Origin of the sequence: Variovorax sp. ZS18.2.2, assembly GCF_024701975.1 — a bacterium.
GTDB lineage: Bacteria > Pseudomonadota > Gammaproteobacteria > Burkholderiales > Burkholderiaceae_C > Variovorax.
In genome coordinates this window covers 886,984-900,822 of record NZ_JANLNM010000001.1, presented here as the reverse complement: position 1 = coordinate 900,822, position 13,839 = coordinate 886,984, and the positions used below count along the sequence as shown (strand labels likewise).

The window sequence follows — 13,839 nt, the reverse complement described above, 5'->3', positions numbered from 1 at the left end:
TTTTTCTCAACGTCTTCATGCGACTCTCCAACAGTGAGTCCTGATGGTGCCGCGTCTGCGTGTGCCGCGGGTTTGACAATATTCATGCCCGGGATAGGGACGGCCATCAGGTCGCGGAGGTCAAGCCCGGCTTGCGGTTGCCATCCAGCGAATACAGCTGGGGCCGGTCGTCCGCAAGGACATCGGCAGGCCCGTGCTCCGCACCCCGCGGGGGCCTATAGAGCTCGTTCTCGAGCCGCCTGACACGCTCGGCATACATCCGCGCCAGTGCGCTGTGATGCTCCGCGGCCGCCTGGTGTTCGATGCGCGCCATCTGCGCTTCCTCGAGCAATGCCGAAGCCCTTTTGAGGTACGCGGTATGGCTGGGACGAAACAAGAAGTCGAAGGTCATTTCATGCTCCTTGCCGCAAGAGTGCGGTCAGGAGATGTTCCTCCTGAGGGCCCCATGAAGTCTGTCAGCGCGCGCCTACCCCGGTTTCTGCAACAACTGTTTTTACCTAGCACATGACCATGTCAGGTTTTCCATTTTCAATGGGGACAATGTTGTGGAAAACCATGTGTGAAGCGTTCAGGATCGTTGCCTGGCGTGGCCTGCAACACGGTGCCTGCAAAAGCAGCAGCAGACGAAAAATATCTGGACCCACCTCGAATTTCGTTCTTTGCCGGGCACAAAAACGCCATCTGGTACAATCCGCCCTCGCCCAGACTTGCTCCGGGTGTTGCCTGGCCAGGCAAGCCGAATCTCACACCGGCGCGTCGAAGTCACTACGACGAGAAAAACAACAGGTGGCTTCCGCAATTGAACATTTGCCGTAACCGTGGACCGCGTGAGAGTCCACGACCACATTCCAAAGCCCGCCTTGTGCGGGCTTTTTCATTGGACCCGACCAGCCCGGTCTAGCCCGCGAGTTCGCTCTCGAACTCCCGCTCCGCTCCGCGCGGAAGCTCGGCCAGGAACGTTGCCACGATGATGGCCGCAGCCCGAGCCACTTCGAGCACATCGGTGATACCGAACTTGAGCGAGGCCGTCTTGCCCGTGGAGCCGAGTGGCCGGCGCAACTCGAGAAGAACCTCGGCCGCCAATTCGCGATCGGTGCGCGCACGGCCGTCCGGCCGCATCACCCATCGATCGACCTGGTCGAACGGCATGCTGCGAAAAACCCCCACGACGGGGAAATACTGGAACCGATCTTCATCAAGCCGGATCGGGATGCTGAAGCGGCACACGAATGTGTCCACCTCAGGTGACAGTTCATTCATAACTCCCATGGGACACCTCTTTTTGTTGCGAAGAGTGTGCGGCAGCGATCTGTACATTGGGAATGGTTGATCTGCGACATAAGGCACAACAAGACACATTTACACAAACTTGATGGCTTGAAGTTGCATTAGTTCACAACCGCCCGGAACGTCAGGCGCAAAAAAAACCCAGCGCAAGGCTGGGTTGAATCTCTTTAGGTGCTGTCACACACAGAGAACTCGCACTTCGAAGCGAGTTCGCAAAATCTAGGGCTTCGCACAAGCCACCTCTGTAAGACGAGACCGACACTTCAGGCTCACCCGCTGCGCAGTAGCCATCGGGGCCTGCCAAATACTTCACGTTTTTAAGTGTGTCCTACGCCAACAGCCTATTTTTGGCTTACAGCCGATCACAACCACTCCACCGACGATCGAGGGGCTGTCACGCAACAGGGCCGCATACAAGAAGAGCTCTCTGTTTCGTCCTTAGAGCGCCCACCAGGGCTCCTCGAACCCGCTTCGGCGGGTATTTTTTTGCCCGGACGGTTCTGGCTTGCCGGCGCTGCGACCACAATGCCCGCGGCGGCGACAAGCACCTGCCCCGCCCATCCGCTCCCCTGTTGCGAGGAATGACGATGAGCTTCCACTTCTATCTTTACCGCGCGCCGGCAGGCAGCGGGCCGATGACGCGTTGGGAACGCATGCTCGCCGAGCCGCTCGGGACGGTCGGCGAAGTGAAGGAACAGCTGGCGGCACTGTTTCCGCAAGCGAGCTGGACGCGGCACCAGTCGCCACTCGACGCGACCAGTGACGAACGTCAAACGTGGTTCGGAATGGGCCCGCACGGTGCCGACCTGCCCTATATCGACATCCTGCTCAATGAAGACGAGTCCGGGCAGGTTCGTTTCGTCGTTCTGAACAAGGCACCGCCGTCCGTCATGCGCCAGATCGTTTCTGCACTGTCGCTCAGCGATGTCAGCGCGCCCGAATCCGGTGATCTGGTCGACCTCGACGGGTACACGGACGAGGATCACTATTTCGCGAAGAAGCAATGGCCCTGAAAGGAAGGAATCGAAGCTTCAGGCCGATTCCTCCCAGAAGTCTCCCAATTCGGCGGCCATGATGACCCTGCCCGTCGCTTCCTCCCTGCGACGGGTTCCTCCCTCCGGCCCCACGCAAGTACGGGCCATTCAGCCCGCCTCGTTGCGGGCTTCTTTTTTGCGCGCCGGGCGCAGCCAGGTCCTGGATCGGACTGTGCTGTGTCGCGCTTGAGAAAGGGGGGATTGCGTCCGGGGATCGATGAGATGGAGCGGGTGAAGGGAATCGAACCCTCGTATGAAGCTTGGGAAGCTGCCGTTCTGCCATTGAACTACACCCGCATTTGCAACCCGTTGATTTCAAACGAGTTGTCGACCCAGCCGCCGGATTCTACAGAGGAACGAAGGGCGCTCGACGCTCAAGCCAGCGCGACGAGCACGCGCCCTTCCTGCACACGCACCGCATGGGCTCGCACCGAGTACTCGGGCGCTTCCAGGCATTCGCCGCTGCGCAGGTCGAAGTGGTTCTTGTAGAGCGGCGAGGCGACGACGATGCGGTCGCCCAGGCTCCCCACCAGCCCGCGCGACAGCACGCTGGCACCAGCCTTCGGGTCCACGTTGTCGATCGCGTACAGGGCCTGCTCCCGGCCCACGCTGAAGATCGCGACATGCACGCCTTCGACCAGCGCGCAGACGCCGGTGTCGGGGAGGATGTCGCCGGCCGCGCACACGGCGGTCCATTGAAGGGTGTCGGTGGTCATCGTGGAGATCCTCGGTTTTCGTCAGACGGTTTCGGCGTCGGCTTCGGTGCTGCGCTCTTCGGCGCGGGCCGGGCGGATCTGGCCGCGCTCCTTCACGAACACGATGTGCTCGTCAGGCTTCTCGCTGTTGACGAAGGAGCGGAAGCGCTGGCGCGTGGCGGGGTCGTTCACGGCGGTCTTCCACTCGCACTGGTAGGTGTCGACCACGCTCTGCATCTGCGCCTCGAGCTCGCCGGTGATGCCCAGGGTGTCCTGCAGCAGCACGCCCTTGAGGTAGTCGAGCCCGCCTTCGAGGTTCTCGCGCCAGGTGCTGGTGCGCTGCAGGCGGTCGGCCGTGCGCACGTAGAACATCAGGAAGCGATCGATCAGCTGGATGAGCTGCGCCTTGGTGAGGTCGGAGGCGAACAGCTCGGCGTGACGCGGCTTCATGCCGCCGTTGCCGCAGACGTAGAGGTTCCAGCCCTTCTCGGTGGCGATGATGCCGACGTCCTTGCCCTGCGCCTCGGCGCATTCGCGGGTGCAGCCCGACACGCCGAACTTGATCTTGTGCGGCGCGCGCAGGCCCTTGTAGCGGTTCTCCAGCTCCACGGCCAGGCCCACGCTGTCGTCCACGCCGTAGCGGCACCACGTCGAACCCACGCAACTCTTCACCGTGCGCAGCGACTTGCCGTAAGCGTGGCCCGACTCGAAGCCCGCGGCGATGAGTTCTTCCCAGATCGACGGCAACTGCTCGACGCGCGCGCCGAACATGTCCACGCGGGCGCCGCCGGTGATCTTGGTGTAGAGGCCGTACTTCTTCGCGACCTGTCCCACGGCGATGAGCCCGTCGGGCGTGACCTCGCCGCCCGGCATGCGCGGCACGACCGAGTAGGTGCCGTCCTTCTGGATGTTGCCGAGGAAATAGTCGTTGCTGTCTTGCAGGCTCGCGAGGTTCTTCTTCAGCACGAACTCGTTCCAGCACGAGGCGAAGATGCTCGCCGCCGTGGGCTTGCAGATGTCGCAGCCCAGGCCCTTGCCGTGTTTGGCGAGCAGATCGTCGAAGCTGCGGATCTCGCCCACGCGGATCAGGTGGTAGAGCTCCTGGCGCGAGTACGCGAAGTGCTCGCACAGGTGGTTGTTCACGGCCATGCCGCGCTTGGCCATCTCCACCTTCATCACCTGCCCCACCAGCGCCACGCAGCCGCCGCAGGTGGCGCCGGCCTTGGTGCAAGCCGTCATCTCGGCGACGGTGCAGGCGCCCTCGCCCACGGCCGCGCAGATCTGGCCCTTGGTCACGTTGTTGCAGGAGCAGATCTGCGCCGTGTCGGGCAGCGCATCCACCCCGAGGCCGGGGCGCGCCTTGCCGTCGCTCGAGGGCAGGATCAGAAACTCCGGGTCCGCCGGCAGCGCGATGCCGTTGAGCGCCATCTGCAGCAGCGTGCCGTATTCGGCCGCATCGCCGACCAGCACCGCGCCCAGCAACTGCTTGCCGTCTTCGCTCACCACGATCTTCTTGTAGATCTGCTTGTGCTCGTTGATGTACTGGTAGGCGCGCGAGTGCGGCGTCTTGCCATGCGCGTCGCCGATGCTGGCGACGTCCACGCCCATGAGCTTGAGCTTGGTGCTCATGTCCGCGCCGATGAAGGCGGCGTCCTGCTGGCCGGCGATGTGCTTCGCTGCAACGCGCGCCATGTCGTAGCCGGGCGCGACAAGGCCGAAGGTCTGCTCGTTCCACGAGGCGCACTCGCCGATGGCGTAGACGTCGTGGTCGCTGGTGCGGCAGTGGCTGTCGATCGCCACGCCGCCGCGCGGGCCGATGGCCAGCACCGACTGCCGCGCCAGTTCGTCGCGCGGGCGGATGCCGGCGGAGAACACGATCATGTCGGTCTCCAGGTACGTGCCGTCGGCGAACACCATGCGGTGGCGCGCGGTGGCGCCGTCGATGATCTCCACCGTGTTGCGGCCCGTGTGCACATGCAGGCCCAGCGCCTCGATGCTGCTGCGCAGCGCGCGGCCGCCGCCCTCGTCGACCTGCACGGCCATGAGACGCGGTGCGAACTCGACCACGTGCGTCTCCAGGCCCATGTCGCGCAGCGCCTTGGCGCATTCCAGGCCCAGCAGGCCGCCGCCGACCACCACGCCGCTCTTGGAGCGCGCGCCGCATTCCTTCATCGCCTCCAGGTCTTCGATGGTGCGGTAGACGAAGCAGTTGGGGCGGTCGCGGCCGGGCACGGCCGGCACGAAGGGCGAGGAGCCGGTGGCCAGCACGAGCTTGTCGTAGGGCACCACTTCGCCGTCGGCGGTGGTGAGGGTGTTGTTGCGGCGTTCGATGGCCACCGCCTTCGCCGCAAGACGCAGCGTGAAGCCGCTGCGCTCGAAGAAGCCGGGCTCCACCAGCGAGAGGTCTTCGGCGGTCTTGCCCGCGAAGAATTCGGAAAGATGCACCCGGTCGTAGGCCGCACGGGGCTCTTCGCAGAACACCGTGACCTCTGCATCGGCAACGCCGAGTTCGTGGAGTTGCTCTAGAAACTTGTGGCCCACCATGCCGTGGCCAATGACTGCGATTTTCATGTCGGATCCTGCGTGCAGCCGGCCATGCGTCAGTCCGCCGCAGACCCCGTCGGAAAGACGGCAGTCAGGGCGAGCCCCCGCAAGGGACGGATGCGAATCGGGTTGGAACGGACGTACTGCCGGCCTTGGTTGAACAAAGGCTTGCAGTGCGCTCGGGTCCGCCGTCGTTAGCGGAGGCACTGTGAGTGCCGCGGCGGCGTTGCCGCGGAACAGTGCAAGACCCTGCGCAACATCCGTGCCAGGCGATTGGGCCGTCTGCGGGAGCGCATCGCACCAAATGCGGCGCTCGACGGGTCGCAGGGCGCGGCGGCGTGCGCCGTTGTGGCGCATGCGTCGTCCCGTTTGGTGCAGGGAGGTGCGGGCGCTCAGCGCAGGTAGCGCTCGCCCGGCGCCACCATCACCAGCTCGACGAAGTGCACCATCGACGGCCCGAAGGACATGAAGATCAGCGCCCGCGGCTTGGCCGCCGCCAGCGTGGCGGCGTGCCGGGGTTGTCCGTGCCCAGTTCGCGCCAGGCGAACCGCACGCCGCCTGAAGTGACCGTGCGCGTCGGCACGCTCCTTCAGGTCACAGGCGGCCTTGCTTCATGACGCCACCATGCCCCGCTTGACCTGCTGCGTGAGCTCGTCCGCAAGCACTTCGTCCTGGCCGGCTTCGAGCCCGTCGAGCGCACGCCGGACGATGTCCTCGGGGCTGGTCTTGGGCACGTCGAAGCTGCTGGTCATGTCGGTGTCGACATAGGCCATGTGCAGACCCAGCACCTGGGTCTTCTGCGGCGCGAGTTCGCTGCGCAGCGCGTTGGTGAGGGACCAGGCCGCGGACTTGCTCGCCGAGTAAGCAGCCAGCTCGCCGCCGTTCACCCACGAGGCGACCGACAGCCCATTGAGCAGCGCGCCGCCGCCATTGGCCGCGAGCGCCGGCGCAAAGGCCTTGCTCATGCGCAGTACGGCAAAGAAGTTGGTCTCGAAGATGCGGCGCGCGACCTCTTCGCTGTCCGGCGCCAGGAAGCCTCCGGCCTGCGCGATGCCGGCGTTGTTGATGACCAGCGTCACGTCGGAAGCCAGCGCCGCGGCGGCCGCCACCTCATCGGGCTTGTTGACGTCGAGCCGCAGCGGCTCGACGCCGGCCTGCGTGATGGTGGCGGGGTCGCGTGCACCGGCGTAGACCTTGCGAGCGCCGCGGGCAAGCAGTTCGCGCGTGAATGCGAGGCCGATGCCGCGGTTGGCACCGGTGACGAGGACGACGGCGTTTTCGATCTTCATGAAATATCTCCAGAGGGTTGCAGGTTGAAAAACAGGTTCACTTGAGCTTGATGACGACCTTGCCCTTGGCACGGCCGGCTTCGACATAGGCGAGGGCCTCGTTGGTCGACGCGAACGGAAAGACGCGATCGATCACGGGGCGGATGGCGCCGGCCTCGATGAGCCGGGTGATCTCGCGCAACTGGCCGCCGTTCGCCCGCATGAAGAGGAACGAATAGCCCACGCCGCGGACGCGCGCCCGGCGCCGGATGCCGGCGCTCAGCAGCCGCATGACCAGCCGCACGAAACCGGGCGCCGCGATGGTCTTGCCGAATTCGGGATCGGGCGGTCCGGAGATGGAGATGAGCTTTCCGCCGCTCTTGAGCACGCGCAGGGACTTCTCGAGCGTCTTGCCGTCCTGGCTGTTCAGGACGACGTCGCAGCCGCTGAGGATGTCTTCGAAATCCTGCTTGCGATAGTCGACGACGATGTTCGCGCCAAGGCGCTTGACGAACTCGACGTTGGACGTGCCCGTCGTCGTGGCGACGGTGGCGCCCAGGTGCCTCGCGAGCTGGATCGCAAAGGTTCCCACGCCGCCGGAGCCCGCCTGGATGAAGACCTGCTGCCCCTTCTTGAGCCCTGCCTTTTCCACGAGCGCCTGCCACGCGGTGAGGCCGACCAGCGGGATGGAAGCGGTCTCCTCCATCGTGAGGTTCCCGGGCTTGAGCGCGAGCGAGACCTCCTTCACCGGCACGAACTCCGCGAAGGTGCCGATGCGGAAATCGTCGGTGCGCGCATAGACCTCGTCGCCCACCTTGAACTGCCGCACCTGCGGCCCGGTCTTGACCACGACGCCGGCCACGTCGTGCCCCAGCACGAGCGGCAGGCGGTACGGCAGGATGAGCTTGAACTCGCCGTCCCTGATCTTGGCGTCCAGCAGGTTCACACCCGCGGCGTGGACCTCGACCAGGACCTCGTCGTCGTGCAGGCTCGGCATCGGCATGTCTGCCGATCGCAGCGCGCCTTTCTTGCCGTATCGATCGAGAACAAACGCCTTCATGGCGTTTCCTTGGGGTTGGCTGGGGTAAAAATCGAATTTGGCATGACGCTCATCATATTCAAGGGCGAGCGAATGGGCGGCATTCTTCGGGGGTGAAATCAGGCCTCGGCGGGGAGCAGCCGATGGAGGGCCGTTTCCAGCAGGCGCTCGGACAGCGCGGGCTCGTCGACCGCACGGGCCAGCGTCAAGGCGCCGACCATGGTGGCGATCGTCACGAGTGCCTGCTCGTGGGCGCCGGGCTGTCCCCAATCGGGCAATTGGCGCGCGACCAGGTCGACCATCGCCTTGATGTGCCGGGTCGTCGCGCTGCGCACTTCGGGCGCCTGCCGCGGGGTTTCCGAGCCCAGCGCGGCCAAGGGGCAGCCAATGTCTGCGTGGGCCAGGTGCTCTTTCGAGAGATAGGCGCGAAGCATGCGTTCGAGGGCTTCGCCGGTGGGAACGCTGGCTGCGGCATCTGCCGCTGCTGCGGCGGCCTCCGCGCACGCACGGACGGACGCTTCCGCCAGCATGGCCTCGCGCGACGGGAAATGCGCGTAGAACGCGCCGTGCGTCAGGCCCGCCTCTTTCATGATGTCGGCGACGCCGGTGCCGTCGTAGCCGCTGCGGCGAATGGCCTTGGCAGCAACGGCCACGATGCGTTCGTGCGAAGCCTCCTTGGCGGCACTCCTGGCGTTGATTTTTGCATTTGGCATGACACTCATCATATTCAAATAGCCAAACGCGCGCAAGGCAGCCGCCGGTTGCCGCTTCTCACCCCAGTGCGTCGTTCACCTGCTCGTTGAACTCCGTCTGGCTGAGCGCCGTGCCGATTTCCCGCGGCAGCGCATCGCGCACCGAGAACACGCCCAGGATCTTCGCCCCCGACACCAGCGGCAGGTGGCGAAACCCGCGCTCCAGCATCAGCACGACCGCGTCGGACACCAGCGTCTCGGGCGGCACGCAGATCGGGTTGGGCGTCATCACCTCGCGCACCGGCGTGCGGTCGGGGTCGAGCCCCTTGGCGAGCACGCGGGTCATCAGGTCGCGCTCGGTGAGGATGCCGAGCAGCGTGTCGGGCAACTCCATGACGAGCACGCTGCCGCAGTTGGCACGCGTCATCACGCAGGCGGCATCGCGCACGCTGGCCTGCGGGCCCAGGCTGATCACGTGCTTGCGCGAGACGGATTGGAAAACGGTGCGCTCGGCCATGGTGCGCCCTCCGGAAGTGAGGTCAATGGTGCCGCCGGCGCCTGCTCAGCGCAAGGAGGCGTTCAGCTTTTCGAGTGCGCTCACGCCGGGGCACAGCTGGTCTGCCTCCAGCGTGTTGAGCGGCCGGTCGCAGGTGTTGAGCGCCGTGTGCAGGTCGGTGGCCAGCGGGTCGACGTAGAGCAGCCCCGTCACCACCTCCCCCATCTCGTGGTGGCGCTGCATGTAGGCCATCGCGGCGTAGCGGTCGCCGGGGTTGTAGTCGGGGTGGAGGCTGCGCAGCCGCAGCAGCGTGCCGTCGTGCTGGCGCACGTCCATCACCTCGCCGGGGCCGATGTCGGCGGTGATTTCTTCCCGCCCGCTGATGAAGTCGATGCGGCTCACCGCCTCGTTGTGCTCGCGCACGTAGTCGTAGCTCTTGGTGCTGCCCGGGTGGTTGTTGAAGGCCACGCAGGGGCTGATGACATCGATGAAGGCCGAGCCGCCGTGGCTGATCGCACCCTTGATCAGCGGCACCAGCTGCGCCTTGTTGCCCGAGAAGCCGCGCCCCACATAGCTCGCGCCGAGTTGCAGCGCGAGCGCGACCAGGTCCACCGGGCTGTCGGTGTTGACCACGCCCTTCTTGCTCTTGGAGCCCTGGTCGGCCGTGGCCGAGAACTGGCCCTTGGTGAGGCCGTAGACGCCGTTGTTCTCCACGATGTAGGCCATGCGCACGCCGCGCCGCATGGCGTGCGCGAACTGGCCGAGGCCGATGGAAGCCGAATCGCCGTCGCCCGAGACGCCCAGGTACAGCAGGTCGCGGTTGGCCAGGTTGGCGCCGGTCAGCACGCTGGGCATGCGGCCGTGCACGGTGTTGAAGCCGTGCGAGGCGCCGAGGAAGTAGTCGGGCGTCTTCGAGCTGCAGCCGATGCCCGAGAGCTTGGCCACGCGGTGCGGCTCGATGTCCAGCTCCCAGCAGGCTTCGATGATGGCGGCGGAAATCGAGTCGTGGCCGCAGCCCGCGCACAGCGTGGAGATCTTGCCCTCGTAGTCGCGCCGCTTGTAGCCGACCTTGTTGGTGGCCAGCGTCGGGTGGTGCAGCCTTGGCTTGGCGAGGTAGGTCATGCGGACTCCTTCCATTCCTTCGTGTGGGCGACGGGCGCCATCTTCCGCACATGCGCGGCGATCGCCTCGCCGATGAAGCGCGCCGTGATCGGCGTGCCGTCGAAATGCAGCACGCGCACCAGCCGGGCCGGATCGAAGTCCAGCTCGTTGACCAACAGGCTGCGCATCTGCGCATCGCGGTTCTGCTCGACCACGAACACCTGCCGGTGCGCGGCGAGGAACTGCGCCACGCTGTCCGGGAACGGAAACGCGCGAAGCCGCAGCGCATCGAGGTGGATGCCCTCTTCTTCCAGCGCCTCCAGCGCCTCGTGCATCGAGGGGCTGGTCGATCCGAAATAGATCACGCCCAGGTCGGTCTTCTCTGCCGCGGGCCGCAGCACCGGCTGGGGCACCAGCGTGGCCGCGGTCGCGAACTTCTTCAGCAGCCGCTCGACGTTGTAGATGTAGTCCGGCCCCCGCTCCGAATACCGCGCGTAGGCATCGCGTGTGGTGCCGCGGGTGAAATAGCTGCCCTTGGTCGGGTGCGTGCCCGGCAGCGTGCGCCAGGGGATGCCGTCGCCGTCCACATCCTTGTAGCGGCCGAAGTCGCGGCCGGCCTCCAGCTCTTCGGCAGTCATGACCTTGCCGCGGTCGTAGGCCTTGGCGTCGTCCCACGCAAAGGGCTCGCATAGGCGCTGGTTCATGCCGATGTCCAGGTCGGTCATGAGGAACACCGGCGTCTGCAGCCGGTCGGCCAGGTCGAGCGCCGCGGCCGCGTGCTCGAAGCACTCGTGCGGGTCTTCGGGGAACAGCAGCACGTGCTTGGTATCGCCGTGCGAAGCATAGGCACACGAGAGGATGTCGGCCTGCTGCGTGCGCGTCGGCATGCCTGTCGAGGGGCCACCGCGCTGCACGTTGATGAGCGTGACCGGAATCTCCGCGAAGTACGCGAGGCCGATGAACTCGGTCATCAGCGAGATGCCCGGCCCCGAGGTCGGCGTGAAGGCGCGTGCGCCGTTCCATCCGGCGCCGACCACCATGCCGATGGAGGCGAGCTCGTCTTCCGCCTGCACGATGGCGAAGCGGTGCTGGCCGGTGGCGGGGTCCACGCGGAACTTGGTGCAGTACTTCTGGAAGGCCTCGGCCACCGAGGACGAAGGCGTGATCGGATACCAGGCCGCGACCGTCGCGCCGCCGTACACGCAGCCCAGCGCCGCGGCGCTGTTGCCGTCCACGAAGATGCGGTTGCCCACGCGATCGGCGCGCCGCACCTTGATGCCCAGCGGTTCACGCAAATGCTCGCGCGCGAAGTCGCAGCCCAGGTGCAGCGCCTGCACGTTGGAGGCCAGCAGTTTTTCCTTGCCCTTGTACTGCTCGCCGAAGAGCTTCTCGACCACTTCCGGCTCGATGCCCAGCAGGATGGCCAGCGCGCCGACGTACACGATGTTCTTGAACAACTGCCGCTGGCGCGGGTCCTGATAGACCGCGTTGCAGATCTCGGTGAGCGGCATGCCGATCACGCGGATGTCGTCGCGGAACTTCGAGGGCGGCAACGGCCGCGTGCTGTCGTAGAAGAGGTAGCCGCCGGGTGCCAGCTCGGCCAGGTCGGCATCCCAGGTCTGCGGGTTCATCGCCACCATCATGTCGGTGCCGCCGCGCCGCCCGAGGTGGCCGGCTTCGGTCACGCGCACCTCGTACCAGGTCGGCAGGCCCTGGATGTTGCTCGGGAAGATGTTGCGCGGGCTCACCGGCACGCCCATGCGGAGGATCGCCTTGGCGAACAGCTCGTTGGCCGAGGCCGAGCCGGAGCCGTTGACGTTGGCGAACTTGATGACGAAGTCGTTGATGCCTTCGATCTGCGGAACGGTAGCGCTCATGCTGTCACCCCCTGCCCCTGCCCCGCCGGCGTCATCTTCAGCAGGAACTTCTGCATGTCCCAGGCGCCCGTCGGGCAGCGCTCGGCGCACAGGCCGCAGTGCAGGCATACGTCTTCGTCCTTGATCATCACGCGGCCGGTCTTCAGGCCGCCGGACACGTACAGGTCCTGCGTCAGGTTCAGCGCCGGCGCCTTGAGATGGGGCCGCAGCTCGGCCTCCTCGCCGTTGTCGACGAAGTTGATGCAGTCCATCGGGCAGATGTCCACGCAGGCATCGCATTCGATGCAGGCGGCCTCGGTGAACACGGTCTGCACGTCGCAGTTGAGGCAGCGCTCGGCCTCCTTGAAGGCGGTGGCGGCGTCGAAGCCCAGTTCGACCTCCACGCGGATGCTCGCCAGCGCCGTCTCGGCCTTGGCCCACGGCACCTTGTAGCGCAGGTCGTTGGAGGTGTCGTTGTCGTAGCTCCACTCGTGGATGCCCATCTTCTGCGACACCAGGTTGGTCATGGGCGCGGGGCGCACGTACACCGGCTCTGCACGCAACAGCTTGTCGATCGACACCGCCGCCTCATGGCCGTGGGCCACGGCCGTGATGATGTTCTTCGGGCCGAAGGCCGCATCGCCGCCGAAGAACACGTTGGGCACCGTCGACTGAAAGGTGTTCTTGTCGAGCGTGGGCAGGCCCCACTTGCCGAAGGCGATGCCGCTGTCACGCTCGATCCACGGGAAGGCGTTTTCCTGGCCGACCGCGACCAGCACCTCGTCGCATTCGAAGAAGGCGTCCGGCTCACCGGTGGGCACCAGCGAGCGGTGGCCCTTGTCGTCGTATTCGGCGCGGACCACCTCGAAGGTCATGCCCTGCAGTTGGCCCTGGTCATGCACGAAGGCCTTGGGCACGTGGAAGTTGACAATCGGAATGCCCTCGTGCTGCGCGTCTTCTTTTTCCCAGGGCGAGGCCTTCATTTCGTCGAAGCCGCTACGCACGATGACCTTCACGTCGGTGCCGCCCAGGCGCCGCGCCGAGCGGCAGCAGTCCATCGCCGTGTTGCCGCCGCCCAGCACGATCACGCGCCGGCCGATGCTGCTGATGTGGCCGAAGGACACGGAGTTGAGCCAGTCGATGCCGATGTGGATGCTGGCCGCTGCTTCCTTTCGGCCGGGCACATCGAGGTCGCGCCCGCGCGGTGCGCCGCAGCCGACGAAGATCGCGTCCCACCCCTGGCCCATCAGCGCCTTCATCGAGTCGATGCGCTCGCCGCCGCGGAACTCGACGCCCAGGTCGAGCACGTAGCCGGTCTCCTCGTCGATCACCGATTCCGGCAGCCGAAAGCGCGGGATCTGCGTGCGGATGAATCCGCCGGCCTTGGCCTCGCCGTCGAACACGGTCACCTCGTAGCCGAGCGGCGCCAGGTCGCGCGCCACGGTGAGCGAGGCCGGCCCCGCGCCGATGCAGGCGACGCGCTTGCCGTTCTTCGCAGCGCTCTTGGGCATGCGCGCGCGCACGTCCTCCTTCATGTCGGCGGCCACGCGCTTGAGCCGGCAGATGGCCACCGGCTCAGGCGCGCTGGCGTTGCTTTCCTCCACCCGCCCGCGCCGGCAAGCCGGCTCGCAGGGCCTGTCGCACGTCCGTCCGAGGATGCCCGGGAAGACGTTGGAGGCCCAGTTGATCATGTACGCATCGCCGTAGCGGCGCTGCGCGATCATGCGGATGTATTCAGGGACGGGGGTGTGCGCCGGACAGGCGTACTGGCAATCGACGACCTTGTGGAAATAGGCCGGGTTGGCAATGTCGGTTCGCTGCAAAGCG

General features: G+C 65.9%; 12 protein-coding genes and 1 tRNA gene. 1 reads left to right on the top strand and 12 read right to left on the bottom strand.

What is annotated here, in order from left to right; all coding sequences use genetic code 11:
• Positions 1-106: 106 nt before the first annotated feature.
• Positions 107-391, bottom strand: a complete 285-nt coding sequence (locus NU688_RS04350) for a hypothetical protein (protein ID WP_257859303.1) — start codon at positions 389-391, stop codon at positions 107-109.
• Between the two features lie 506 nt (positions 392-897).
• Positions 898-1,227 (bottom strand): hypothetical protein, encoded by a 330-nt coding sequence (locus NU688_RS04345; protein ID WP_257859302.1) that lies wholly within the window; start codon positions 1,225-1,227, stop codon positions 898-900.
• Positions 1,228-1,874: 647 nt separating this feature from the next.
• Between NU688_RS04345 and NU688_RS04340 the strand changes: the two genes are divergently transcribed.
• The gene (locus tag NU688_RS04340; RefSeq protein WP_257859301.1) at positions 1,875-2,300 is read left to right on the top strand and encodes a hypothetical protein; all 426 of its coding nucleotides are present in this window, start codon (positions 1,875-1,877) and stop codon (positions 2,298-2,300) included.
• 244 nt (positions 2,301-2,544) lie between these two features.
• Here NU688_RS04340 and NU688_RS04335 read toward each other — a convergent pair.
• From NU688_RS04335 to NU688_RS04290, 10 genes are all read right to left on the bottom strand, one after another.
• A tRNA-Gly gene (locus NU688_RS04335) sits at positions 2,545-2,618 on the bottom strand.
• Positions 2,619-2,695: 77 nt separating this feature from the next.
• Positions 2,696-3,037: a nitrite reductase small subunit NirD gene (nirD, locus tag NU688_RS04330; RefSeq protein WP_257859300.1), complete on the bottom strand. Its 342-nt coding sequence runs from the start codon at positions 3,035-3,037 to the stop codon at positions 2,696-2,698.
• 21 nt (positions 3,038-3,058) lie between these two features.
• Positions 3,059-5,587 (bottom strand): nitrite reductase large subunit NirB, encoded by a 2,529-nt coding sequence (gene nirB, locus NU688_RS04325; protein WP_257859299.1) that lies wholly within the window; start codon positions 5,585-5,587, stop codon positions 3,059-3,061.
• A gap of 584 nt (positions 5,588-6,171) precedes the next feature.
• Positions 6,172-6,849 carry an SDR family oxidoreductase gene (locus NU688_RS04320; protein ID WP_257859298.1) on the bottom strand — a complete coding sequence of 226 codons (678 nt, stop codon included), beginning with the start codon at positions 6,847-6,849 and terminating at the stop codon, positions 6,172-6,174.
• A 37-nt stretch (positions 6,850-6,886) separates the two neighbouring features.
• On the bottom strand, positions 6,887-7,888 hold the full coding sequence (locus tag NU688_RS04315) for an NADP-dependent oxidoreductase (RefSeq protein ID WP_257859297.1): 1,002 nt from the start codon (positions 7,886-7,888) through the stop codon (positions 6,887-6,889).
• Between the two features lie 98 nt (positions 7,889-7,986).
• On the bottom strand, positions 7,987-8,592 hold the full coding sequence (locus NU688_RS04310; protein ID WP_257860508.1) for a TetR/AcrR family transcriptional regulator: 606 nt from the start codon (positions 8,590-8,592) through the stop codon (positions 7,987-7,989).
• 46 nt (positions 8,593-8,638) lie between these two features.
• Entirely contained in the window at positions 8,639-9,076 is a 438-nt protein-coding gene (locus NU688_RS04305) for a CBS domain-containing protein (protein WP_042579206.1), read from the bottom strand.
• 45 nt (positions 9,077-9,121) lie between these two features.
• Positions 9,122-10,177, bottom strand: coding sequence for a 2-oxoacid:ferredoxin oxidoreductase subunit beta (locus NU688_RS04300; RefSeq protein WP_257859296.1), 1,056 nt, complete (start codon positions 10,175-10,177; stop codon positions 9,122-9,124).
• Positions 10,174-12,033: a 2-oxoacid:acceptor oxidoreductase subunit alpha gene (locus NU688_RS04295; protein WP_257859295.1), complete on the bottom strand. Its 1,860-nt coding sequence runs from the start codon at positions 12,031-12,033 to the stop codon at positions 10,174-10,176. The genes NU688_RS04300 and NU688_RS04295 overlap by 4 nt, the downstream gene beginning before the upstream one ends.
• Positions 12,030-13,835: an FAD-dependent oxidoreductase gene (locus NU688_RS04290; RefSeq protein ID WP_257859294.1), complete on the bottom strand. Its 1,806-nt coding sequence runs from the start codon at positions 13,833-13,835 to the stop codon at positions 12,030-12,032. Before NU688_RS04290 ends, NU688_RS04295 begins: the two co-directional genes overlap by 4 nt.
• Between the last annotated feature and the right edge of the window lie 4 nt (positions 13,836-13,839).